General features: G+C 31.9%; 26 protein-coding genes. 21 read left to right on the top strand and 5 right to left on the bottom strand.

Going from position 1 to position 22,058, the window contains the following annotated elements; all coding sequences use genetic code 11:
- Positions 1-3 precede the first annotated feature (3 nt).
- The 15 genes from ABNT22_RS03445 to ABNT22_RS03515 all read left to right on the top strand — a co-directional run bounded on the left by ABNT22_RS03445 (position 4) and on the right by ABNT22_RS03515 (position 11,015).
- The gene (locus ABNT22_RS03445) at positions 4-657 is read left to right on the top strand and encodes a TetR family transcriptional regulator C-terminal domain-containing protein (RefSeq protein WP_348716580.1); all 654 of its coding nucleotides are present in this window, start codon (positions 4-6) and stop codon (positions 655-657) included.
- Positions 654-1,964 (top strand): ABC1 kinase family protein, encoded by a 1,311-nt coding sequence (locus ABNT22_RS03450; RefSeq protein ID WP_348716582.1) that lies wholly within the window; start codon positions 654-656, stop codon positions 1,962-1,964. The genes ABNT22_RS03445 and ABNT22_RS03450 overlap by 4 nt, the downstream gene beginning before the upstream one ends.
- Positions 1,965-2,020: 56 nt before the next feature.
- On the top strand, positions 2,021-2,578 hold the full coding sequence (locus ABNT22_RS03455) for a flavin reductase family protein (protein ID WP_348716583.1): 558 nt from the start codon (positions 2,021-2,023) through the stop codon (positions 2,576-2,578).
- On the top strand, positions 2,579-3,991 hold the full coding sequence (locus ABNT22_RS03460) for an SDR family oxidoreductase (protein WP_348716585.1): 1,413 nt from the start codon (positions 2,579-2,581) through the stop codon (positions 3,989-3,991). It begins immediately after the preceding gene.
- Positions 3,992-4,069: 78 nt separating this feature from the next.
- Entirely contained in the window at positions 4,070-5,533 is a 1,464-nt protein-coding gene (locus ABNT22_RS03465; protein ID WP_348716587.1) for a cryptochrome/deoxyribodipyrimidine photo-lyase family protein, read from the top strand.
- A 1-nt stretch (position 5,534) separates the two neighbouring features.
- Positions 5,535-5,954 (top strand): hypothetical protein, encoded by a 420-nt coding sequence (locus ABNT22_RS03470; RefSeq protein WP_348716589.1) that lies wholly within the window; start codon positions 5,535-5,537, stop codon positions 5,952-5,954.
- Positions 5,951-6,220: a TIGR03643 family protein gene (locus tag ABNT22_RS03475; RefSeq protein ID WP_348716591.1), complete on the top strand. Its 270-nt coding sequence runs from the start codon at positions 5,951-5,953 to the stop codon at positions 6,218-6,220. Before ABNT22_RS03470 ends, ABNT22_RS03475 begins: the two co-directional genes overlap by 4 nt.
- The gene (locus ABNT22_RS03480) at positions 6,217-6,642 is read left to right on the top strand and encodes a 6-pyruvoyl trahydropterin synthase family protein (RefSeq protein WP_348716593.1); all 426 of its coding nucleotides are present in this window, start codon (positions 6,217-6,219) and stop codon (positions 6,640-6,642) included. Before ABNT22_RS03475 ends, ABNT22_RS03480 begins: the two co-directional genes overlap by 4 nt.
- Positions 6,599-7,294 (top strand): GTP cyclohydrolase I FolE, encoded by a 696-nt coding sequence (gene folE / locus ABNT22_RS03485; protein WP_348716595.1) that lies wholly within the window; start codon positions 6,599-6,601, stop codon positions 7,292-7,294. The genes ABNT22_RS03480 and folE overlap by 44 nt, the downstream gene beginning before the upstream one ends.
- Positions 7,291-7,515 (top strand): hypothetical protein, encoded by a 225-nt coding sequence (locus ABNT22_RS03490; protein ID WP_348716597.1) that lies wholly within the window; start codon positions 7,291-7,293, stop codon positions 7,513-7,515. Before folE ends, ABNT22_RS03490 begins: the two co-directional genes overlap by 4 nt.
- Complete coding sequence (locus ABNT22_RS03495) at positions 7,512-8,192, top strand: SDR family oxidoreductase (RefSeq protein WP_348716598.1); 681 nt, start codon at positions 7,512-7,514, stop codon at positions 8,190-8,192. The genes ABNT22_RS03490 and ABNT22_RS03495 overlap by 4 nt, the downstream gene beginning before the upstream one ends.
- 2 nt (positions 8,193-8,194) lie before the next feature.
- On the top strand, positions 8,195-8,716 hold the full coding sequence (locus ABNT22_RS03500) for a CIA30 family protein (RefSeq protein WP_348716600.1): 522 nt from the start codon (positions 8,195-8,197) through the stop codon (positions 8,714-8,716).
- A complete protein-coding gene (locus ABNT22_RS03505) occupies positions 8,713-9,255 on the top strand; it encodes a glutathione peroxidase (RefSeq protein ID WP_348716602.1) in 543 nt (180 codons plus the stop codon). The genes ABNT22_RS03500 and ABNT22_RS03505 overlap by 4 nt, the downstream gene beginning before the upstream one ends.
- Before the next feature lies 1 nt (position 9,256).
- Positions 9,257-9,742, top strand: coding sequence for an SRPBCC family protein (locus tag ABNT22_RS03510; RefSeq protein ID WP_348716604.1), 486 nt, complete (start codon positions 9,257-9,259; stop codon positions 9,740-9,742).
- Positions 9,732-11,015, top strand: coding sequence for a deoxyribodipyrimidine photo-lyase (locus tag ABNT22_RS03515; protein WP_348716605.1), 1,284 nt, complete (start codon positions 9,732-9,734; stop codon positions 11,013-11,015). Before ABNT22_RS03510 ends, ABNT22_RS03515 begins: the two co-directional genes overlap by 11 nt.
- Positions 11,016-11,170: 155 nt before the next feature.
- Here the strand turns inward: ABNT22_RS03515 and ABNT22_RS03520 are convergent, their stop codons facing one another.
- The 3 genes from ABNT22_RS03520 to alaS all read right to left on the bottom strand — a co-directional run bounded on the left by ABNT22_RS03520 (position 11,171) and on the right by alaS (position 15,446).
- Entirely contained in the window at positions 11,171-11,755 is a 585-nt protein-coding gene (locus tag ABNT22_RS03520; protein WP_348716607.1) for a DUF6624 domain-containing protein, read from the bottom strand.
- A 357-nt stretch (positions 11,756-12,112) separates the two neighbouring features.
- Positions 12,113-12,745 carry a hypothetical protein gene (locus ABNT22_RS03525; RefSeq protein WP_348716608.1) on the bottom strand — a complete coding sequence of 211 codons (633 nt, stop codon included), beginning with the start codon at positions 12,743-12,745 and terminating at the stop codon, positions 12,113-12,115.
- Positions 12,746-12,830: 85 nt separating this feature from the next.
- Positions 12,831-15,446, bottom strand: coding sequence for an alanine--tRNA ligase (alaS, locus tag ABNT22_RS03530; protein ID WP_348716609.1), 2,616 nt, complete (start codon positions 15,444-15,446; stop codon positions 12,831-12,833).
- A 152-nt stretch (positions 15,447-15,598) separates the two neighbouring features.
- On the opposite strand from alaS, the gene ABNT22_RS03535 reads away from it, so the two are divergent.
- The 6 genes from ABNT22_RS03535 to ABNT22_RS03560 are packed head-to-tail and all read left to right on the top strand — an operon-like array spanning position 15,599 to position 19,716.
- On the top strand, positions 15,599-16,567 hold the full coding sequence (locus ABNT22_RS03535) for a M23 family metallopeptidase (RefSeq protein WP_348716611.1): 969 nt from the start codon (positions 15,599-15,601) through the stop codon (positions 16,565-16,567).
- Between the two features lie 22 nt (positions 16,568-16,589).
- Positions 16,590-16,916, top strand: coding sequence for a MerR family transcriptional regulator (locus ABNT22_RS03540; RefSeq protein WP_299108056.1), 327 nt, complete (start codon positions 16,590-16,592; stop codon positions 16,914-16,916).
- 19 nt (positions 16,917-16,935) lie between these two features.
- On the top strand, positions 16,936-17,559 hold the full coding sequence (locus ABNT22_RS03545) for a LemA family protein (protein WP_348716613.1): 624 nt from the start codon (positions 16,936-16,938) through the stop codon (positions 17,557-17,559).
- A gap of 3 nt (positions 17,560-17,562) precedes the next feature.
- Positions 17,563-18,000: a TPM domain-containing protein gene (locus tag ABNT22_RS03550; RefSeq protein WP_348716615.1), complete on the top strand. Its 438-nt coding sequence runs from the start codon at positions 17,563-17,565 to the stop codon at positions 17,998-18,000.
- Complete coding sequence (locus ABNT22_RS03555) at positions 17,997-18,824, top strand: TPM domain-containing protein (RefSeq protein ID WP_348716617.1); 828 nt, start codon at positions 17,997-17,999, stop codon at positions 18,822-18,824. The genes ABNT22_RS03550 and ABNT22_RS03555 overlap by 4 nt, the downstream gene beginning before the upstream one ends.
- Before the next feature lie 40 nt (positions 18,825-18,864).
- A complete protein-coding gene (locus tag ABNT22_RS03560; protein WP_348716619.1) occupies positions 18,865-19,716 on the top strand; it encodes a hypothetical protein in 852 nt (283 codons plus the stop codon).
- An 11-nt stretch (positions 19,717-19,727) separates the two neighbouring features.
- On the opposite strand, the gene ABNT22_RS03565 is transcribed toward ABNT22_RS03560, so the two are convergent.
- Positions 19,728-20,096 (bottom strand): DUF423 domain-containing protein, encoded by a 369-nt coding sequence (locus ABNT22_RS03565; RefSeq protein ID WP_348716620.1) that lies wholly within the window; start codon positions 20,094-20,096, stop codon positions 19,728-19,730.
- Between the two features lie 10 nt (positions 20,097-20,106).
- Positions 20,107-22,047, bottom strand: a complete 1,941-nt coding sequence (locus tag ABNT22_RS03570; protein ID WP_348716622.1) for a PQQ-binding-like beta-propeller repeat protein — start codon at positions 22,045-22,047, stop codon at positions 20,107-20,109.
- Positions 22,048-22,058: the final 11 nt, after the last annotated feature.

The raw sequence follows: 22,058 nt of genomic DNA on the forward strand, positions 1-22,058 counted from the left end.
AAGATGGCAAAAAAGAAAAATATAACTCAAGAAAAATTAATTGAATGGTATATGAATACTGTTTTGATTTCGGGGAAACCTCAATCTGTCTTTGCGTTTGCTCAACAAAACAATTTTGATGAAGGAGAGTTTTATAAAAACTTTTCAAGTTTTGAGAGTTTAGAGAAGGCAATTTTTCAAGTCTTTGCTAAAGAAACTATTCATATGTTACATAAAACTGAAGCTTACAAAGATTATAGTTCAAAAGAACGATTGTTAAGTTTTTATTTTACCTTTTTTGAACTGCTTACAGCAAATAGATCATATGTGTTATCGCAATTGAAAAATAGCAAAATGGACTTTAGTAAGCTTTCTGTATTAAAAGGTTTAAGAGAAGAGTTTAAAGTATTTGTTGGAGGCATTTCGCTTGAAAAAATAGATTTTAAAAATGAAAGAATTAACAAAATTCAGGATAAAACTATTGTAGAGAGTTATTGGTTCCAATTATTAATGATTCTGAAATTTTGGTTAGAAGATGAATCCCCAAATTTCGAAAAGACAGATGTTTTTATAGAAAAGACAATCAAAGCTAGTTTTGATATACAGCAAATAGCCCCTGTTAAAAGTGTGGTTGATTTAGCAAAGTTTTTGTGGAAAGAAAAAATGACGATGGTATGAAAACACTAAATAAAATACCTACGAGTAAAATAGAAAGGGCAACAAAGCTTGTTACTACAGGAGTAAAAGTTGGGGTTAATTACATGAAATATTATGGAAATAAAATAACCCAATCGGAAGAAGTAGCAAGAACAAAATTAAACGAAGAAAATGCAACAGACATATACAACGGACTGAAAGAGTTAAAAGGTTCTGCGTTAAAAGTTGCTCAAATGTTAAGCATGGAGAAAAATCTTTTACCCAATGCTTATGTAGAAAAATTCTCGTTATCTCAATTTTCAGTTCCTCCACTTTCAGGCCCTTTAGTAGTTAAAACATTTAAGAAATATTTTGATAAACTACCTACAGATGTTTTTGATACTTTTTCAAAGGAATCTGTAAACGCCGCAAGTATTGGGCAAGTGCACAAGGCTAGTGTGAAGAATAAAAATTTAGCCGTAAAAATTCAGTATCCTGGAATAGCAAATAGTATCTCATCAGATTTGGCTTTGGTGAAACCAATGGCAATGAAAATGTTTAACATCCAAGGAGAAGGATCGGATGAATATTTTAAAGAAGTAGAAGAGAAACTTTTAGAAGAAACAGATTATACTTTAGAGTTAAAACAGAGTAACGAAGTTGCAGAGGCTTGTAGTCATATTACTAACTTAAAATTCCCAAAGTATTATAAAGAATACTCTTCAGAAAGAATACTTACTATGGATTGGATGGACGGAATACATCTATCGGAATTTACAAATGAGAATAAAGACAGCGAAAAAGCCAATAAGTTAGGACAAGCGTTATGGGATTTTTACATGTATCAAATGCATGTGTTAAAGAAAGTGCATGCTGATCCACATCCAGGGAATTTTCTAGTTTCTCCAGAGGGAGAACTTATTGTCATTGATTTTGGTTGTATGAAAGAAGTTCCGGAAAGTTTTTATGTTCCTTATTTTGAATTGGCAAAGAAAGAAAATATAGAAGATCCGGTTTTCTTTGAAAGTAAACTATACGAGTTAGAAATTTTAAGAAAAGATGATTCGCAAGAAGAAATAACTTTCTTTAAAGGGTTGTTTTATGAAATGTTATCACTATTCACGCAACCTTTTCAAAGTGAAAGTTTTGATTTTTCGGACGGTGAGTTTTTTGGTAAAATAGCGGACTTAGGGCAAAAATATGCTCAAAGCACAGAATTGAAGAAGATGAATGGAAATAGAGGGTCGAAGCATTTTATTTATATAAATAGAACCTTTTTTGGATTGTATAATTTAATGCATGACCTTAAGGCAAAAGATATAAAAATTAACAATTTTAAAAGTTTATAATGCATATTTCGAGAGAAGAAATAGAGTCATTTTCGCATTTGTATAAGATAAACTTAATGAATAGTATATCAGGGTACAAATCGGCTAATTTAATAGGAACAAAATCTATTATTAGTGGAGTAGCTAATGTTGCGGTTTTTAGTTCTGTAGTTCATTATGGTTCAAACCCACCAATCTTAGGTTTTGTATTACGTCCAACAACGGTTATCAGAAATACATATAATAATATCAAACAAACAGGATATTATACTATAAACGCCATTAGCGAAAGTTTTATTGAAGACGCTCATCATACATCAGCTAAGTATGCTGCAGAAATTTCAGAGTTTGATAAAACAAACTTAACTCCAGAATATAAAGACGGTTTTTGTGCTCCTTTTGTAAATGAATCGCCATTACAAATAGGAATGAGATTTTTAGAAGAGTATCATATCAAAGCAAATGATACCATTTTAGTACTAGGAGAAGTTGTCGATTTATATATAGAAGAATCGATGTTGTCAAAAGACGGATTTTTAAACTTGTCGAAAGAAAATGTAGCTGCCATTAATGGATTAGATACCTATATGGTAGCCAAGGAATATAAAAGATTGGAATATCAAAGACCTAAGTAAATGAAAATATTAATCACTGGAACAACAGGTTATATAGGGAAAAGAATTATTCCCATCCTTCTCAAAGAAGGACATGACTTGCTGTGTACTGTGAGAGATATTAATAGAGTGCCTTTAGAGCTTAAATCAGAATTAAAAATTACCTTTTTAGAAGTTGATTTTTTAAACCCAACAGTAGTGCTTCCTAATGATATTGATGTTGCTTATTATTTAATTCATTCAATGTCAACAAGTAGTAGCGATTTTGAAAGTTTAGAAGAGAAATGTGCAGTTAATTTTAAGAAACTAGTAGAGCAAACAACATGTAAGCAGGTAATTTATTTAAGTGGAATTGTAAATGATAACTCTTTGTCAAAACATCTTCAATCAAGATATAAGGTGGAGCGTTTGTTACATAGTAATAGTTATTATACCACTACCTTTAGAGCAGGTATTATAGTAGGAAGTGGAAGTGCATCTTTTGAAATTATAAGAGACTTAGTGGAAAAACTACCATTGATGGTAGCACCGAAATGGTTGCATACAAAAACACAACCTATAGCAATACGAGATGTTTTAACCTATTTAACCAAGGCAGTATTAAACGATAAAGTCTACAATAAGTCTTTCGATATTTTTGGTCCGGAAATACTAACCTATAAAGAAATGTTATTGCAATTCGCTGAGGTAAGAGGATTGAAACGTTTGGTGTTTACCGTACCAGTTTTAACACCAAAATTGTCTTCCTATTGGTTGTATTTTGTTACGTCGACATCATTTAATTTGGCCAAATCATTGGTAGATAGTATGAAAGTTGAAGTAGTAGGGAGTCCTAGTAATATTAATGAAATAATTGGTGTACAACCAATTTCTTATAAAAAAGCTGTACAAAAGGCATTTGTTAAAATAGCACAAAACTCAATAGTATCCAGTTGGAAAGATGCAAAAATAAGTGGAGTCTTTAAAAAAGAATACACCGATTATATTGAGTTACCTCATTTTGGATGCTTTAAAGATGTGAGAAGTAGAAATATTGAAAACGAATCAGAAACGTTACAGAAAATTTGGAGTATTGGAGGGAAGACGGGATGGTATCGATTTAACTTACTTTGGAAAATTAGAGGATATATAGATAAGGTTTTTGGTGGGGTTGGTTTAAGAAGAGGAAGAAGGCATCCAACTGAATTAGAACCTGGAGATGCGTTAGACTTTTGGAGAGTATTATTGGCAGATCAAAAGAACAAGAGGTTATTGTTATTTGCTGAAATGAAATTACCTGGAGAAGCGTGGTTGGAATTTAAAATTGTTCGTAATAAATTATACCAACGAGCAGTATTTAGACCCAAAGGGATATTAGGAAGGATATATTGGTTTTCAGTATTACCTTTTCATGGAATTATTTTTAAAGGATTGATTAATCATTTATCAAAATAGAGAAGATATTTTTTTTGATTATATATTTTTTGTTTAACCTATTCGGTGTTTTGTTAAACAGTGTAAAATTAAGATTTTATGATGCATTCAAAAGAAGAAATAGTAGTAGTTTGGTTTAAAAGAGACCTTCGTTTGTATGATAACGAGGCGGTATCTAGTGCAATTAAATCGGGTAAAAAAGTACTATTTCTATATCTTTTCGAAAACAGTTTGTTGGCAGATGAACATTATTCTGAGAGGCATTGGAACTTCATCAAAGAATCTTTAAGAGATATAAATAAAGAGTTAGTAGCGTATAATACGCGTGTTTTAACTGTGAATTCTGAAGTTATTGGGTTTTTTAGATTTTTTCAATCTCAAGTGAATTTGTCAGCGGTATACTCGCATATTGAAACAGGAATTTTAAGAACCTATAATAGAGATAAGTCATTCAAAAGATTTTGTAGTAACAACTCGATTGCGTGGTTAGAAAATGTTCACAATGGGGTGTTTAGAGGCAGAAAAGATAGAGAGCAATGGAAGGAAGATTGGGAGGCATACATGAAGACTGAGAAAAGTACTTTTCAACCAGAAGAAGCAATGTTCTTTTCTAATGATGAAATTAACTTTTTAGCGAAAAACTTGAATGAAGTTTCCCTCAATACCGAAAAAGGAACTTTTCAACAAGGAGGCAGAACAATGGGGTTAAAATATATGAAAAGCTTTTTTAGTATTCGTTATGAAAATTATGCAAAGCATATATCTAAACCTAATGAAGCACGAGAAAGTTGTAGTAGGTTATCTCCATATATCGCTTGGGGAAATCTTTCAGTAAGAGAAGTTTATCAGCAAGCAAAATTGGTACAAGTACAAGCAAATAACAAAAGAGCTTTATATGCATTTACCTCTCGACTAAGATGGCAAGCTCATTTCATTCAAAAGTTTGAAATGGAATGTATAATGGAAAAAGAAAGTATAAACAAAGGTTTTCGAAAGTTAAAGAAAGACGTTACTAAAAGATATGTGAAGGCTTGGAAAGAAGGAAAAACTGGAGTACCTTTTGTAGATGCATGTATGCGTTGCTTAATAACAACAGGGTATTTGAACTTTAGAATGAGAGCCATGTTAGTGTCTTTTTTTACACACAATTTATGGCAACCATGGCAAGAAGCTTCTAAATATTTGTCGAAACTGTTTTTAGATTTTGAACCTGGAATCCATTTTCCACAATTGCAAATGCAAGCAGGAGAAACAGGGATTAATACAATAAGAATTTACAATCCTGTAAAAAATGGATTGGAACACGATTCAGATGGGAAATTTATAACCAAATGGGTTCCCGAATTGGCTAATTTACCAATAGCCTTTATACATGAACCTTTTAAAATGACAGCGTTAGAGCAAAGACTTTATGGATTTACTTTAGGAAAAGATTATCCAAAACCAATTATTGATATAGATAAATCTAGAAAAAAAGCATCTGATGCCATATGGAGAATGAAAAAAGATCCTGATGTAATGAAAGATAACTATAGAATTTTGAAAAAACACATTGTTAAGTAATATGCTATTTAATATAACACATACCGATAAAGAAGATGTAGCAGAAATCAATGCTCTTGTTGGAAATCCAATAGGTTTTATTGCTGCATTAAAATTGAGAGGAGTAGGCTCCGGAAGAATGATCATAGACAGTGTAAGTGCCAATTTTCAAAGGATAATTGCCAGTGTTAGTGATTTAGAATATGGAAGTATTGAGTTAAGACCAAAAGGAATAATGATTTATGTAACTAAGCAAATGGAGCGTTTTTGTTGGGTGGTTCCATATTACAAATTAGTTGTTTTTAATGATGGTTTTTTTAGTATCCATTCAGACAATAGTTTTATCAGATTTCGTAAAGATTTAAAATTTAGAGAAAATAAAAAATTCATAGATAAGATGATGGACTTAAAAGCAATGAAAACGATCAATTATTTTTTATGACAGAAAGAGCAATAGATAGAATTATAGAAATGGCTTGGGAAGATAGAACCACTTTTGATGCGATTAAATATCAATTCGATATAAAAGAGCAAGAAGTCATTAATTTGATGAGAAGGGAATTGAAACCTTCTAGTTTTCGACTTTGGAGAAAAAGAGTACAGGGAAGAAAAACGAAGCACGAGCAAAAAAGAACTTTTATGAAGGGAAGGTTTAAATGCACAAGACAAAAAAGCATAAGTAATAACAAGATTTCGAAACGCTCATGATATCACAACATAAAGCAGGTATAACAAGGAAAGAACATTTTAATGCAGCACATAGATTACATAACAACCATTGGAGTTTGAAAAAGAACCAGGAAATTTTTGGTAAATGTAATAATCCTAATTATCACGGACATAATTACGAATTGGAAGTAACCATTATTGGGGAAATAAATGAAGAAACGGGATATGTAATTGATACTAAAGAGCTGTCTGATCATATAAAAAGAGAGATACTAGAAGCGTTTGATCATAAAAACTTAAACTTAGAAGTAGTAGAGTTTAAAGATTTAAATCCGACGGTAGAAAATATAGCAAGAGTAATTTACAATAAGTTAAGAGAAGTTATTTGTAACACATTAGAAATTAAAATTAAACTTTATGAAACACCAAGAAACTTTGTTGAGTACCCCTATGAAAAATAATCTTTCGGATTTGAGTGTTGAAAGTATAGGAGATGATCATTTGTATACAGGAATTGAGACTCCTATGGTACCTGATGCATTTTTAATTTCTAATGAAGAAAAAAAGCAGAAAATAGCAGGGTTGTTTCAAGAGATTATGGAAACAATGGGATTAGATTTATCTGACGATTCTTTAAAAGGAACACCAAAAAGGGTGGCTAAGATGTATATAGAAGAGATTTTTTCTGGATTAGACCCGGCCAATAAACCCAAAATAGCCCTGTTTGAAAATAAATATCAATACAACCAAATGTTGGTTGAAAAGAATATTAGCTTTTATTCGAATTGTGAACATCACTTTGTTCCAATAATAGGAAAAGCACATATTGCCTATATCTCTTCCGGGAAAGTAATAGGACTTTCAAAACTCAATAGAATTGTGCAATACTATGCTAAAAGACCTCAAGTTCAAGAGCGGTTAACAAATCAAATAGGAAGAGATTTGCAAGATATTTTAGATACAGAAAGTGTAGCTGTTATTATTGAAGCAAAACATTTGTGTGTGTCTTCAAGAGGAGTAAAAGATGATACTTCAGAAACAGTAACATGTTTTTATGGCGGAGAATTTCAGTCTCCAAGAAAAATTGTAGAACTTCAAAATTATTTAAAATGAGTACAGTAAACTTAATTCAAGAGGCATTAGATTTTGAGAAAAATCATAAATCTTTTAGAACAAGAAACGAGAAAATTTTGGCTTCTAGAAGAGCAAAGGAAATAATTCTATCTATGAATGAAATATATAAGAAAACTAAAGATGGAAACCTAATGGATATCATGAAACGCTTAACCTTAATTAAGCAGAAAGTAGAAAAAAGATTAAAAGGTAGATTATGAAAACAGTAGTAGTAATAGGAGGTAGTAAAGGAATAGGAAAAGCTATTGTAAACAATTTGAAAGCGACCACTAAAATTATAAATATTAGTAGAACTCCAGCGGAGAGTCATGAGAATGTAGTTAATTATGAATGTGATGTAGTTAATGATGTTTTGCCAAATATTGAAGGCGAAGTTCATAGTTTGGTTTACTGCCCCGGCAGCATAAATTTAAAATCGTTTACCCGTTTAACTCTTGATGAATTTCAAAACGATTTTAATATCAATGTTGTAGGGGCAATTAAAAGTTTAAAAGCTTATGAAAACCAATTAGTATCATGCAATGGTAATGTAGTGTTATTTAGTTCTGTTGCAACTACATTAGGTATGCCTTTCCATGCAAGTATTGCAGCTAGTAAGTCGGCAATTGAAGGATTAACAAAATCGTTAGCAGCAGAATATGCAACCAAAATAAGATTCAATGCAATAGCTCCTACGGTGACTAATACCCCTTTAGCTTCAAGATTATTGAGAAACGAAAAACAACAAGAATCCATGAAGCAGCGTCATCCGCTTAAGAAATATTTAGAATCGAAAGAAGTGGCTGATTTAGCGTGTTATTTATTGTCTGATAAAGCTGCAGCAATTACCGGGCAAGTAATTCCAATAGACGCAGGTATAGTAACGTTAAAGATATAGTTATGAGATGGCTAGTAGTACTATTTTTATTTCTAAATGTAAATAATGAAATAATAATGTTTGACAAAGAAAAGCAATCTAAGTGGAGGGTTACGAATGATGATGTAATGGGAGGACTTTCAACATCTAAAATGATGTTAGATGAAAATGGAGTAGCTGTTTTTTCTGGAGAGGTTTCTACAAAAAATAATGGAGGTTTTGCCATGACAAGAATGCGCGTAAATGTTGTCTTAGATACAGAGAAAGAGAATATCGTGTTAAAAATAAAAGGAGATGGTAAAAAGTATCAATTAAGGGTGAAAGCCAATAGAAGAGATCGTTTTTGGTATATACAACATTTTCAAACCACAGGAGAAAAACAAGAAGTAGTATTACCGTTATCAAGGTTTTATCCATCTTTTCGAGGCTATAGACTCAATTTAGAAAATTTTTCTTCAAATAGAATTGAAGAAATCGCCATTTTGATAGGGAATAAAACAGATGAAAAATTTAAATTACAAGTGGAAAAAATATCAGTTCGATGAAAAAAATAAAAATTATGCTAATTATGACCTTATTTAGTTTTTTAGGAAATGCACAAACGGTAACTCCCAAAGAGTCGTTATTTGATTTAAAAATAAATTCAATTAATGGAGAAGAATTGAGTTTGGGAGCGTATAAAGGGAAAAAAATATTATTTGTGAATGTGGCATCAAAATGCGGTTTTACAAACCAATATGATGGTTTACAAGATTTATATACCAAGTACAAAGATAAACTAGTTGTTGTCGGGCTGCCTTGTAATCAATTTGGGGCGCAAGAACCAGGTACAGCAGAAGAAATTAAAACATTTTGTAGAATGAATTACGGAGTTGATTTTCCAATGACTGAAAAGATTGATGTGAAAGGAGAACAACAGCACCCAATTTATCAGTGGTTAACGCAAAAAGATAAAAATGGTAAAATGAGTTCTTCTGTGAAATGGAACTTTCAAAAGTACCTTGTAGATGAAGAAGGAAGATTGATAGATGTATTTTACTCAATGACTAAGCCAATGAGTAATAAAATAACAAAACGATTGTAAAGTGATTGCATTTAAAAAACATTCAGGAATTTATACCTTATCAACAGAGCAAATTTTAGAAGTGCCAATCAAAGAGGCATGGGATTTTTTTAGTTCACCAGAAAACCTGCAAGAGATTACTCCTTCGCATATGGGATTTCAAATAACTTCTGCTGTTGAAAGTAAGGCGTATGCTGGGCAAATTATTACATATAAAGTAGGAATATTACCAGGAATAAAATCAAACTGGGTAACTGAAATTACGCAAGTAAAAGAACAAGATTTTTTTATAGATGAACAACGATTTGGTCCTTACAGCATGTGGCATCATGAACACTGGTTTGAGGAGTTATCTAATGGGAATACATTAATGAAAGATAAAATATCGTATAAAATACCATTTGGTTTCTTAGGACATCTTGCTCAAAGTATTTTTATAAAGAAGCAGCTAAAGGGAATATTTGAACATCGATATGAAACACTAGAGAAATTGTTTAATGAAGGATAAAATTGCCATTTTTTGGTATCGTAGAGATCTACGATTGTATGATAACAAAGGATTGTCTAAAGCTTTACAATCTGGTTATAAAGTACTGCCGATATTCATTTTTGACGAAGAGATTTTAGATGCACTTCCAAAAGATGATGCAAGGGTGAATTTTATTTATGAGTCTTTAAAAGAGATAGATAAAAAACTAAAACAATACGATTCGTCTTTATTGGTTTTAAAAGGGAAACCACTTAAAGTTTGGAGTGATCTTTCTGAGGAATATGAGATTAAGGAGGTATATACAAATAAAGACTATGAGCCATATGCAATTCAAAGAGATACGCAAGTACAATCTTTTTTAGCGTCAAAGGAAATCGCATTTCATTTATGTAAAGATCAAGTGATTTTTGAAGAAAATGAGGTAGTCAAAAATGATGGAACGCCTTATACCGTATATACCCCATATAAAAACAAATGGTTGAAAGCTTTTTCAAAAGAAAAAGATACGCAGGAATATGAGATTGATTTTTCAGGTTTCTTAAAAAAGACTATCAATTTTCCGATGTTGGATTTTATAGGCTTTAAAGAAAGTATAATCAAAGTGAAGCCTTATGACTTTTCTCAAATAAGTTCTTATGATACTACAAGAGATTTTCCTGCAAAAAATACCACTTCATACATTTCTCCTCATTTACGTTTTGGAACAGTTAGCGTACGAGAAATGGTAAAAAAAGCACTTGACTTAAATCAGGTGTTTTTGAGCGAATTGATTTGGAGAGAATTTTTTATGCAGATTTTATATCATTTCCCTAAAGTGGTTACCCAGAATTTTAAATCGAAGTACGATGCAGTTCCATGGAGAAATAACAAAGAGGAGTTTGAAAAATGGTGTAGAGGAGAAACAGGATATCCCATGGTTGACGCTGGTATGCGTGAATTAAATAAAACAGGATACATGCATAACAGAGTTCGTATGATTACCGCAGGATTTCTATGTAAACATTTACTCATCGATTGGCGTTGGGGTGAGGCTTATTTTGCTGAGAAATTATTGGACTATGAATTGGCTTCTAATAATGGAAACTGGCAATGGTCTGCTGGTACAGGCTGTGATGCAGCACCCTATTTTAGAGTGTTCAATCCTACAGAACAGCTTAAAAAGTTTGATAAAGACTTACAGTATGTAAAAACCTGGGTAAAAGACTTTGAAGAATTGAGCTATCCGCAACCAATAGTTGAGCATAAATTTGCAAGAGAAAGAGCTATTAGTACTTATAAAAACGCATTATAAATGATAGCCAAAAACCGAGCAATTTACTCGGTTTTTGGCTATTGCTCTTTAATTTAACTAATTTTACTTGTTTAAAGTTTTAGCTAATACTTTCTATACAAGACTCAATTTTGGTAATTAATTATAACTAGTATTTATGTACTTTGTGTTGGGTTTTAACTCGGATTAAACTCAATCCCGAATCTCTTTAAATAATCCTCTATTGTTTCCAAACCCATTTCTTTTCTTCTTTCGTTTACAGATTCAGGATTTTCTAATTTATATAATTTTCCATTATCTATCTGCGAACCATATATTTGTGGTTTGCCAGCATCCATTAATATACGATCTTTCATTAAAGCATATTGTTGCTTGGATAAATCTCCATTTTCTACCGCTTTCTCAACAAATGGAAAGTATTTTTTTCTAACATCCTCATTTGAATGTTGTAACCCCAACCATATTGCATCCATGTGTTTTTGAGATACCTCATTTAATGTTGGCATACCGCATTTTTCAATAATGCTAATTATTAGCTCCTGATTTCTGTGATCTTCTTTAGCGTATTTAATAAGTTGATTTGATTTTCTAATCTTTTGATCACTTTTATAAACTTCACTCAAGATTTGATGTTTTTTACTACAATCAACTTCAATAACATCTACTGATCCTACATAAACAAAATTATCCCTATTAACATATAGGAATATCGAAATTATTAGGATAAGAGCAGTTAGTATACTCAGGAGTAATTTTTTCATTTTCATTTTTTAATTTATTTGATATATAGCAATTAAGATCCTCTTAGTTTTAGGGATAAAATATCAGTCAATTGCGAAGTTAATTTTTTTTAATTAAATATCACGAGAGAAAACTTTCGGTAAACAAAAAACTCGCTACTTAAAAGTAACAAGTTTTATATAAGTTTCTATTTAAGAGTAGTTACACTACATACTCTTTAGCTTTGTCTAATACTTTAGGCAATCCTCCTGGGTTTTTACCTCCAGCAGTTGCGTAGAAGTTTTGTCCACCTCCACCACAATGAAGGTTATGGTAGGTTATAAATTAACGAGAGAATGAGTAACTAGTACCTATAAGGAAGCATTGAACAAAGAGCTTTAATTACTCTTCGTTATCGTTATGTTGGGAAGGTGTTTTAGAAACCAAGATTTGATTTCTTTGAAGTCTTCTTCATTGATTTCTAAAAAAGAAATAAGCTTTTCAGACGATGTATATTGTAGAGAAATGCTATTGTTTGCAATGATAATGGATTGAAGGTTTTCGGTATTAAAAGTTTGTTTTTCCTTTTCATTGGTATAAAGAAAAGTATCATTTTTTAATTCAAACATAGCAGTTTTGTTTAAAATGGATTTTCTAAAACCAGCTAAATAAAGCAATACTATAAAAAGAGAATTGTTTATAGAATGAACCTTAGGCATCATAGCATAAAAACAAAATCCAATTGTTAGAACTGTTAGAAAACCATGTGCAGTGTTTTTTCTATAGTAATCATTTTCACTAGCAATGAATAATATATTATTGGTTGTTTTTACTTCTTGGTAAAATTTTTTATAAGTATCTACAATTGAATATACCAAAAGTAATATAAGAGCAATGGTGAAATAATAAGAAGGTATTTTATCTATATATACATTGATATCAAATCCAAAAAAATCTCTTAGTAAACGGGGTAAAACAACAATGCTAATAGGAATTAAAAAACGGACGAATTTTTTGGTTTTGGATTGCATACTTTCTTTTTCATTTTTTACAAATATAAAAAGGTTCAAAGAAATACAAACTTTGAACCTTTTTATAATTTTATAGAGCTTGTAGTTACACTACATACTCTTTAGCTTTGTCTAATACTTTAGGTAATCCTCCTGGATTTTTACCTCCAGCAGTTGCATAGAAGTTTTGTCCACCTCCACCACCGTGAATGTATTTACCTAATTCTCTTACTACTTTACCAGCATCATAACCACGTTCATTTGCTAAGTTTTTAGAGATATAGCAAGTTAACATTGCTTTTTCTGGATTTTCAGAAGTAGCTAATAAAGCAAATAAGTTGTCAACCTCTCCAGCCAATTCAAATAATAAGTTTCTAATACTTACCTGATCTAAATCTACTTTTAAGGCCAAGAATTGAACTCCGTTAATCTCTTGTAATTGATTTTTAAGATCTCCTTTCATATTCTTTGCTTTATCTTTTTGTAATTGCTCTATTTGCTTCTTTAAAGCGGCATTTTCAGTTTGTAAAGCACTTACCGATTTGGTAATGTCTTTAGGGTTTTTAAGTAATTGTTTTACCGAGTTAAAGTTACGCTCTACATCTTCAAAATATTCACCTACAGCAAGGTTGGTAATTGCCTCAATACGACGAATACCAGCAGCTACAGCACCTTCAGATTTGATTTTAAAATACCAAATATCTCCTGTTTGTTGTACATGTGTTCCTCCACATAATTCCATTGATTGTCCAAAACGGATTGCACGAACACTATCACCATACTTTTCTCCAAACAATGCCAAAGCACCTTCGTTAATAGCTTGTTGCATTGGAATATTTCTTTTCTCTTCTAAAGGAAGATTCTCACGAATACGCGCATTCACAAACTCTTCAATTTCTCTTAACTGATCTTTGTCAACCTTTGAGAAGTGAGAAAAGTCAAAACGTAAATAATCAGGACTTACTAAAGATCCTTTTTGTTCTACGTGATCTCCTAAAACTGCGCGTAACGCTTGGTGTAACAAGTGCGTTGCTGAGTGATTACTAGCCGATAAACGTCTAAACTCATCGTTTACAACTGCTTTGAATGTTTCGTTTAAGTTTTTCGGTAAATTTTTTGTAAAGTGAATGATTACATTGTTTTCTTTCTTTGTATCAATCACATAAATAACATCACCGTTTGGAGCTTCAATAAAACCTTTATCACCAACTTGTCCACCGCCTTCAGGGTAGAAAGGAGTCATATTGAAAACTAATTGGTATTGATCTCCATCTTTTTTAGTAGTTACTTTTCTATAACGAGTAAGTTTCACGTCAACACTTAACGTGTCATATCCAACAAACTCTTCCATTTCATCTTCTACTAAAACAACCCAGTCACCGGTTTCACTTGCAGAAGCTGCACGAGAACGGTCTTTTTGAGCTTTCATTCCAGCATTAAATTCTTCTTCATTTACATCATACCCTTTTTCACGAGCAATTAATTGCGTTAAATCTAATGGGAATCCGTAAGTGTCATATAATTCAAAAGCTTTTTTACCAGAAACCGTAGTTCCTTGAGTAGTTTCAATTACACGATCTAATAATAATAACCCTTGTTCTAAGGTACGTAAGAAAGAAGCTTCTTCCTCCTTAATTACATTATGAACTAAAGTATCTTGTTTTCTAATTTCTGGGAAAGCATCTCCCATTTGATGTGCTAAGGTTTCTGCTAACTTATAAATAAAAGGTTCTTTTTTATTTAAGAAAGTAAATCCATAACGAATAGCTCTACGTAATATTCTACGAATAACATATCCAGCACCATTATTACTTGGTAATTGTCCGTCTGCGATAGCAAAAGCAACTGCACGAACGTGATCTGCAATTACACGAATAGCAATATCAATCTTTTCATCTTTACCATATCCAACACCTGTAATCGTTTCAATTTCTCTAATTAACGGTGTAAATACATCTGTATCATAGTTAGATTTAACGTCTTGTAATACCATACATAAACGCTCAAATCCCATTCCAGTATCAATATGTTTTGCTGGTAATTCATCTAAAGAACCATTTGCCTTACGATTGAACTGCATGAAAACTAAGTTCCATATTTCAACAACTTGTGGATGGTCTTCGTTTACTAATGATTTTCCATCAACCTTAGCTTTTTCTTCAGCAGAACGAATATCTACATGAATCTCAGAACATGGTCCGCAAGGCCCTTGCTCACCCATTTCCCAGAAGTTATCTTTTTTATTCCCCATTAAGATACGATCTTCAGAAATGTATTGTTTCCAAATATCGTATGCCTCTTGGTCCATTTTTGTACCATCTTTCTCATCACCTTCAAAAACGGTTACATATAAAATATCTTTAGGAATCTTATAAACCTCAGTTAATAATTCCCAAGCCCAAGCAATAGCTTCTTTTTTAAAGTAATCACCAAAACTCCAGTTTCCTAACATTTCAAACATGGTATGGTGATACGTGTCATATCCAACTTCCTCTAAGTCGTTGTGTTTTCCAGAAACACGTAAACATTTTTGAGAATCAGAAATTCTATTATTTTTTGGAGTAGCATTTCCTAAGAAAAACTCCTTGAACGGAGCCATACCAGAGTTGGTAAACATTAATGTTGGGTCATTCTTTAACACCATTGGTGCCGAAGGAACGATATCATGTTGTTTTGACTTAAAAAATTCTAAAAATTTAGCTCTAATATCTTGAGATCTCATACTACTCTAGTATCTAATTATGTTAATTTTTAATTAAAAAACCACTTTCATAAAGCAGTTTTCAAACATTTTGTAAATTTGTGACTAACCAAACTAGTACATCCCCATAGGATGCTTCGTTTAATGAGCACAAAAATAGTACATTTAGCATTATGGCGAAAGTAAAATATTATTACGATCCAGAGACCCTTTCATACCGAAAAATAGAATCAAAGAAAAGCGATACTTTTAAGAAAAGTGTTTTATGGACTTTAGGAGCTATGCTAGTTGCTTTTTTTGGGTTTATTGGTTTTAGCCAGTTTTTAATGTCTCCCAAAGAACGCGCTCAGAAAAGAGAGCTTGACAATTTAAAACTTCATTACGAATTGTTATCTAAGAGAATGGAGGAGAGCTCTAAGATTTTAAATGAACTTCAAGAAAGAGATAATAATATTTATAGAACCTATTTCGAAGCAAATCCAATTCCAGAAGAACAGAGAAAAGCAGGTTTTGGAGGAGTAAATAGGTATAGACATTTAGATGGTTTTAATAATACAGAAATGATTAAAAATGTGACCAAAGAGATAGATGTGTTGTCTAAACAAATGGTAGTACAATCAAAATCACTAGATGAAATTGTTAAACTAGCGAAGGAGAAAGATAAGATGTTGGCATCTATTCCTGCAATTCAACCGGTAAAGAATGAAGATTTAAAAAGGATGGCTTCAGGTTTTGGAATGAGAATGCATCCCATATTAAAGTCATGGAGAATGCATAATGGAATGGATTTTACAGCACCTACTGGAACTCCGATTTTTGCCTCTGGAAATGGTAAAGTAGTAAAAGCGCATAGAAGTGCAACTTTTGGAAAGGTAGTATATATTGATCATGGGTATGGATATGAAACTATCTATGCACATATGAGTAAAATTACAGCGAAAAGAGGACAAAAAGTAAAACGTGGTGATTTGATTGGGTATGTGGGGAATACAGGTCGTTCTGCGGCACCGCACTTACATTACGAAGTTCATAAAAATGGTAGACCCGTAAATCCAATTTATTACTATTATGGAGATTTAACTCCAGAAGAATTTATTGCCATGCAAAAAGCATCACAACAAAAAGGACAATCGTATGATTAATACATAAGATACAAGGTAAAATATGCATGTAGATTTACCAGAAAAAAGATATTATAAAATTGGAGAAGTAGCTAAGGCCTTTGGCGTTAATACTTCTCTAATTCGTTTTTGGGATAATGAGTTTGATATTATTAAGCCCAAAAAGAACGCTAAAGGAAACCGTTTGTTTACCAAAGAAGATATTGAGAATTTTAAACTCATTTATAATTTGGTAAAAGAACGAGGTTTTACACTTGATGGAGCTCGTAAAAAACTTAAGAAAGATCCGGAAGTGGTTAGTAATCAGGAAATAATTAGTAGATTAGAAGCAGTAAAAGCAGAATTACTCAAAATAAAAAATCAATTATAACAACAAAAATCAAAAAATCATGAAAAAAGGTGTAATGGCAAGTCTTGGCTGCTTAGGTATAAGTATCATTGGAATTTTGGTATTAGCATTTGGAGTTATTATGTATGGAATTAAGTTTCATAATAGTGTAATAGATTTGAATGAAAATGTTGAAAAACAATGGGGTAATGTTGAAAGTGCTTATCAACGAAGAGCTGATTTAATTCCAAACCTTGTGAATACAGCAAAAGGATATGCAGAGTTTGAACAAGGAACTTTTATCAAAGTAACAGAAGCACGTTCAAAAGCAACGAGCATTCAAATAGACCCCAGTAATATTACTCCTGAACAGTTAAAACAATTCCAACAAGCACAGAGTGGGTTAACTTCTGCTTTATCGCGTTTGTTAGCAGTATTTGAGCGTTATCCTGATTTAAAAGCCAATCAAAACTTTATGGAATTGATGAATGAATTAGAACGTACGGAAAATAGAATTAATGTTGAGCGTAATCGTTTTAATGAAGAGGTAAAACCATATAATAAGTACATAAAAAAAATACCAAATAAATGGCTAGCTCGTTGGTATGATTTTGAAGAGAAATCATACTTTGAAGCGGAAGATGGATCTGAGAAAGCACCAGATGTTAAATTTGATTTTAAATAATATATGTCGTTAGTTGAAGAGTTTTTAACTTCAGAAGAAGAATTAGAAATTGTTCAAGCAATTCGACAAGCTGAACGAAATACTTCTGGTGAAATACGTGTACATATTGAGAGAACATCTCAAATTTCTCATTATAACCGTACGCTAGAAATATTTCGTATGCTTAAAATGTTTAACACCAAAGAGCAAAATGCGGTGTTAATTTATATTGCTGTGGAAGATCATGCCTTTGTAATCTATGGAGATAAAGGAATTAATAAGGTAGTATCAAACGATTTCTGGGATACTACAAAAGAAGCTATGCAAGAACAGTTTCAACAAGGAAACTTTAAACAAGGAATTATTAATGGAGTGTTGAAAGCTGGTAAGGAGCTGAAAGCGCATTTTCCTTGGAGTATTAGTGATGAAGATGAATTGTCTAACGAAATTTCTAAAGGATGATTCAGAAATTAGTAATGAGTTCTCAAATTTTAGTTGTTTGTAGAAGATTGTTAGTTTTAATAATCTTTTTAGTATCAGCACTGTCAATAGCGCAAAGCGGATTTAAAATTCCAGAAAAACCAAAGGAGCAAACCAGTGTATATGACAAAGCGAATGTTTTTACATCTGCTCAAAAACAAGCTTTAGAACAAAAGTTAATACGTTATTCAGATACTACTTCTACTCAAATTGTAGTAGCTACTGTTAAGACATTGAATGGAGATAATATTTCTTTAGTAGCTAGCAATTGGGGACATAAATGGGGAATTGGGCAAGAAAAAGAAGATAACGGTATTTTAATTTTGTTAGCTTTAGAAGATAGAAAAGTAGATATTGCTACTGGGTATGGTATTGAATACTTGTTAACCGACTTACTCGCAGAACGAATTATCAATAATGTCATGATTCCTGAATTTAAGAAGGGGAATTATGCTGTCGGAATGGATAGAGCAACCACTGCTATTTTTCAAGTTTTAAATGGTGAATATAAGGGAACTCGTAAAGAATCTGAAGGTTTTGATTTTGGATTTATAGTCTTTGTAATTATTCTTCTCATTTTCTTTATTTTGATTTCTCGTGGAGGAAGAGGAAATGGAGGAAGAGGTAATTACCGTAGAACCGACTCTAGAGATATTTTAGAAACTATTATATTGAGTAATGCTGGTCGAGGCGGCTTTGGAAGTGGAGGCTTCGGTGGTTCATCAGGTGGCTTCGGAAGTGGTGGTTTTGGCGGAGGCTTCGGAGGTGGAGGCTTTGGTGGAGGTGGTGCTTCAGGAAGTTGGTAGCTCTATATAATCTTTCATTTTTTTTGACGTTTACTGTTCTATGAAGAAGTTTGTTTTATATTTCGTTGTTGTATTGTTCCTATGTAGTTGTAATAATTATGGGCAGCTAAAATTGGTTGCCGATTTGCCTAAGAAATTAAAGGAGGTGTCTGGGACTGAATATTCAAATAGTGATAATGTGATTTGGATGCTAAATGATAGCGGAAATAAACCACAATTATTTGCTATTTCTACCAAAGGAAAAACAGAAAAAGTATTAGAGATTCAGGCTAAAAATAACGATTGGGAGGATTTAACTTCTGATGAGGAAGGGAATTTGTATATAGCAGATTTTGGAAATAATGCGAATGCAAGACAAAACTTAGTCATTTTAAAAGTTAACAAACAAGAGTTGTCAAAGAAAAATGTTGAGGTGGAGAAAATCCATTTTTCTTATCCCGATCAAACCAAATTTCCACCTAAGAAGAAGAAATGTTTTTTTGATGCAGAATCTATCTTTTTTAAAGATGGTTACTTATATATTTTTACAAAGAGTCGTGTAAAAAAACACTATGGGAAAACGAGTTTGTATAAAATACCTGCTAAAGAAGGAAATTATGAAGCTAAGTTGGTAGGAGAGTTTAACAACTGTGATGATATGGAATGTTGGGTAACTTCAGCAGCTATTTCTCCCGACAAAGAAAAAGTAGTCTTACTTACACATGAAGCAGTATTGCTTTTTACCGAGTTTGACGGAGATAATTTTTTCAACGGAACATTAACCGAATTACCATTTCAACATATTTCTCAAAAAGAAGGGGTGAGTTTTAAAGACAACAATACCCTTTATATTACCGATGAAAGGTCTCATGGTAAAGGAGGTAATTTGTACGAGTTTTCTTTGAAATGGTAAATCTTACGCTATTATATTACTTCTAAAAGTAGTAACACCCATCCCACAATAAATAATAAACCGCCCAATGGAGTAATTGGTCCTAAGAAACGAAGTTTCTTTCCTTTAGCATCCGATAAAACCAATCCATAAATACTAAAAGAAAATAACACAATACCAATTGCAAAAGCCCAAACCATGTATGCATTGGGTTGCTTAAAATATGCTCCAATAAATAGTAATACGATGGCATGATACATTTGGTATTTGACTCCCGTTTCAAAAGATTTTAACTGGTCTTCAGATAAAATTTTCTTCAATGCATGAGCTCCAAAAGCACCGAAAACAACGGATAGCATACCAAAAATACTGGCTATAATGAGAGGGGTTTGTGGTGTCATATGTAGTTTTTTATTTTTTTATGAAATTTTCAATGATGACTTTTTTTCCGTCAAAGAAATAAATTACTTTTTCAATTTGGTCAATAATAAACTGGTCAAATTCAAAGTTTATTTCTTTTAGAACAGTTGTAGCACCTGTATCTTTTTCTAATTGAACAATACTACTTTTTTTGTCTTTAGTTGTGCTAACAACAATACTAAAGTTGTCATTTTTTTGCCCTTTATTAAAACGACTAAATACAGAAAGTAAATCACTATCTAAGCCTAGTGAGTTAAGCTGTGTAATGTCATTTAAAGTGTTTTTATAGGATTGATAGGTACCATAAATACTTGAACTAGCTCTTGTAACAAAACCTAAATTGGTTGAAACTAGTACATTTTTAAAGGTTTGATCTATTTGATTAGGAATAAAACCAATAACTGACCTTGCTGTTCCTATACCTCTTCCAACCCAGTAAAAAGTGTCGCTAAAGAAAGAACCTTTTGCTTGATAGGGTAATTTCTTTTGATAAGCTATACTTCCATCTCTATAAAAGAAATAAAACTGGTTGTTTAAAGTCATAAAATATCCTTTTTCTCTTATTTCCATATGAGGAATCGCTCTTCCAAAATCAAACTTTTGCAGAGAAGAAGGAGCTTTTACTGCTTTTGGGTTAAAAATATAGAAATTGTTTTCATTGTATACTGGAAACAAATCGTGCGCTTGATCAAACCAAGCGTGGTAATAATGATGGTTTAATTTTAAGTTTCTGCTAATAAACCCCGCTTTGTTTAAAATCACATCTTTTTTCCAAATTTTATTCCCGTTTTCTATTGTTATTCTATTGGAAAGAGAAGGGGTAAGATACATGGCAGTTTGAGCATCTTCTAAAATATGAATTGGTATTTCATTACTTGATTTGGTAATTTTTACTTTCCTTTTCCAAGCTTTTTTTCCTAGAGTATCAACCTTAGTTAGGAAATTTTCTTGTACCACTAAATAGCCACTAGATACTGGAACTATTTTTTTTATCAGTGGTAATGTTTCTGAACGATTCCATTTTTTAGTTCCTTCAGCAACATTAATAATATTAAAGCCTTTTGAAGTAATGGTAATAAGTTCATCATTGATAAAAACACTTTGAGATATGTGTCCAGTAATTTTCGGTGTGTGTTTCCATAAAGCTTTTAAATCTTTTGTAGAAAGCGCTTGTATGGCCGTTTCTTCATTTAATTTTTCTTCTTTAATTTTGTTAGTGAACACATAGATGACATCTTTTTGTGAATTCATGTTAAACGAAGTGGTGTTCTTTTGATGAAAGAGAACCTCTCCAGTTTTACTAGCTACTTTTAAAAGAGTGTTGTTTTTTAGCCAAAAGATATTTTTATCTTGATCTAATTGTGTTATGTCTTGATCTAAAAGAGCTCCTTTCAGGTCCTTGAAAAAAGCACGGTTCGAAAGATTAGTTTCCCAAATGAGTTTCCCTGTCTGAAAGTCAAAAAGTGAGAGCACATATTTCTTGTTCTTGATTCCATCGACCAATACAGCCTTTTGCTCTGGTAAAATTAAGGTGTTGTTGACCGCTTTGAAACCTTGTGTTTCAGAATCGAAAAAAACGTTTCCATCCAAGACATTTACTAGGGTTTTAGAAACTCCTTTAGTACCTAAAGCATTCGATAATAACTTTGAACTTATAAAAGGTTTTTTACTAAAGATTACATAGGGCGTAAATGGAATTTCTGTATAGGAACTAAAGTCTACTTTTTTTAAGTCTTTGTTTTCCCATAAAACATTCTTTTTCTTGCTTGAATTTATAGCAACTACTTTTTTTGAAGTTTTTACTAAAACAATTCCAGTATTGGTGTTTAATATTTGCCCTTTGGTATTCTTAGATAACATAATAGTTTCTGTTTGGGCAGAAACTATTATTGTAAAACATACAGTGAAAATTAAATTAAAAACTCTTTGCATGGTGTTGTTTT

Origin of the sequence: Tenacibaculum sp. 190130A14a (assembly GCF_964048965.1) — a bacterium.
In the GTDB taxonomy this organism is placed as follows: Bacteria; Bacteroidota; Bacteroidia; order Flavobacteriales; family Flavobacteriaceae; genus Polaribacter; species Polaribacter polynesiense.

Bases quoted from the DNA above. Each gene is read 5' to 3' on its own strand.
- ABNT22_RS03455 (WP_348716583.1), top strand. From the start codon at position 2,021: ATGAATAGTATATCAGGGTACAAATCGGCTAATTTAATAGGAACAAAA.
- ABNT22_RS03570 (WP_348716622.1), bottom strand. From the start codon at position 22,047: ATGCAAAGAGTTTTTAATTTAATTTTCACTGTATGTTTTACAATAATA.
- alaS (WP_348716609.1), bottom strand. From the start codon at position 15,446: ATGAGATCTCAAGATATTAGAGCTAAATTTTTAGAATTTTTTAAGTCA.
- ABNT22_RS03560 (WP_348716619.1), top strand. From the start codon at position 18,865: ATGAAGAAGTTTGTTTTATATTTCGTTGTTGTATTGTTCCTATGTAGT.
- ABNT22_RS03450 (WP_348716582.1), top strand. From the start codon at position 654: ATGAAAACACTAAATAAAATACCTACGAGTAAAATAGAAAGGGCAACA.
- ABNT22_RS03555 (WP_348716617.1), top strand. From the start codon at position 17,997: ATGATTCAGAAATTAGTAATGAGTTCTCAAATTTTAGTTGTTTGTAGA.
- ABNT22_RS03565 (WP_348716620.1), bottom strand. From the start codon at position 20,096: ATGACACCACAAACCCCTCTCATTATAGCCAGTATTTTTGGTATGCTA.
- ABNT22_RS03490 (WP_348716597.1), top strand. From the start codon at position 7,291: ATGAGTACAGTAAACTTAATTCAAGAGGCATTAGATTTTGAGAAAAAT.
- ABNT22_RS03505 (WP_348716602.1), top strand. From the start codon at position 8,713: ATGAAAAAAATAAAAATTATGCTAATTATGACCTTATTTAGTTTTTTA.
- ABNT22_RS03525 (WP_348716608.1), bottom strand. From the start codon at position 12,745: ATGCAATCCAAAACCAAAAAATTCGTCCGTTTTTTAATTCCTATTAGC.
- ABNT22_RS03480 (WP_348716593.1), top strand. From the start codon at position 6,217: ATGATATCACAACATAAAGCAGGTATAACAAGGAAAGAACATTTTAAT.
- ABNT22_RS03550 (WP_348716615.1), top strand. From the start codon at position 17,563: ATGTCGTTAGTTGAAGAGTTTTTAACTTCAGAAGAAGAATTAGAAATT.
- ABNT22_RS03460 (WP_348716585.1), top strand. From the start codon at position 2,579: ATGAAAATATTAATCACTGGAACAACAGGTTATATAGGGAAAAGAATT.
- ABNT22_RS03515 (WP_348716605.1), top strand. From the start codon at position 9,732: ATGAAGGATAAAATTGCCATTTTTTGGTATCGTAGAGATCTACGATTG.
- ABNT22_RS03520 (WP_348716607.1), bottom strand. From the start codon at position 11,755: ATGAAAAAATTACTCCTGAGTATACTAACTGCTCTTATCCTAATAATT.
- ABNT22_RS03545 (WP_348716613.1), top strand. From the start codon at position 16,936: ATGAAAAAAGGTGTAATGGCAAGTCTTGGCTGCTTAGGTATAAGTATC.
- ABNT22_RS03500 (WP_348716600.1), top strand. From the start codon at position 8,195: ATGAGATGGCTAGTAGTACTATTTTTATTTCTAAATGTAAATAATGAA.
- ABNT22_RS03540 (WP_299108056.1), top strand. From the start codon at position 16,590: ATGCATGTAGATTTACCAGAAAAAAGATATTATAAAATTGGAGAAGTA.
- ABNT22_RS03465 (WP_348716587.1), top strand. From the start codon at position 4,070: ATGATGCATTCAAAAGAAGAAATAGTAGTAGTTTGGTTTAAAAGAGAC.
- ABNT22_RS03475 (WP_348716591.1), top strand. From the start codon at position 5,951: ATGACAGAAAGAGCAATAGATAGAATTATAGAAATGGCTTGGGAAGAT.
- ABNT22_RS03445 (WP_348716580.1), top strand. From the start codon at position 4: ATGGCAAAAAAGAAAAATATAACTCAAGAAAAATTAATTGAATGGTAT.
- ABNT22_RS03495 (WP_348716598.1), top strand. From the start codon at position 7,512: ATGAAAACAGTAGTAGTAATAGGAGGTAGTAAAGGAATAGGAAAAGCT.
- folE (WP_348716595.1), top strand. From the start codon at position 6,599: ATGAAACACCAAGAAACTTTGTTGAGTACCCCTATGAAAAATAATCTT.
- ABNT22_RS03470 (WP_348716589.1), top strand. From the start codon at position 5,535: ATGCTATTTAATATAACACATACCGATAAAGAAGATGTAGCAGAAATC.
- ABNT22_RS03535 (WP_348716611.1), top strand. From the start codon at position 15,599: ATGGCGAAAGTAAAATATTATTACGATCCAGAGACCCTTTCATACCGA.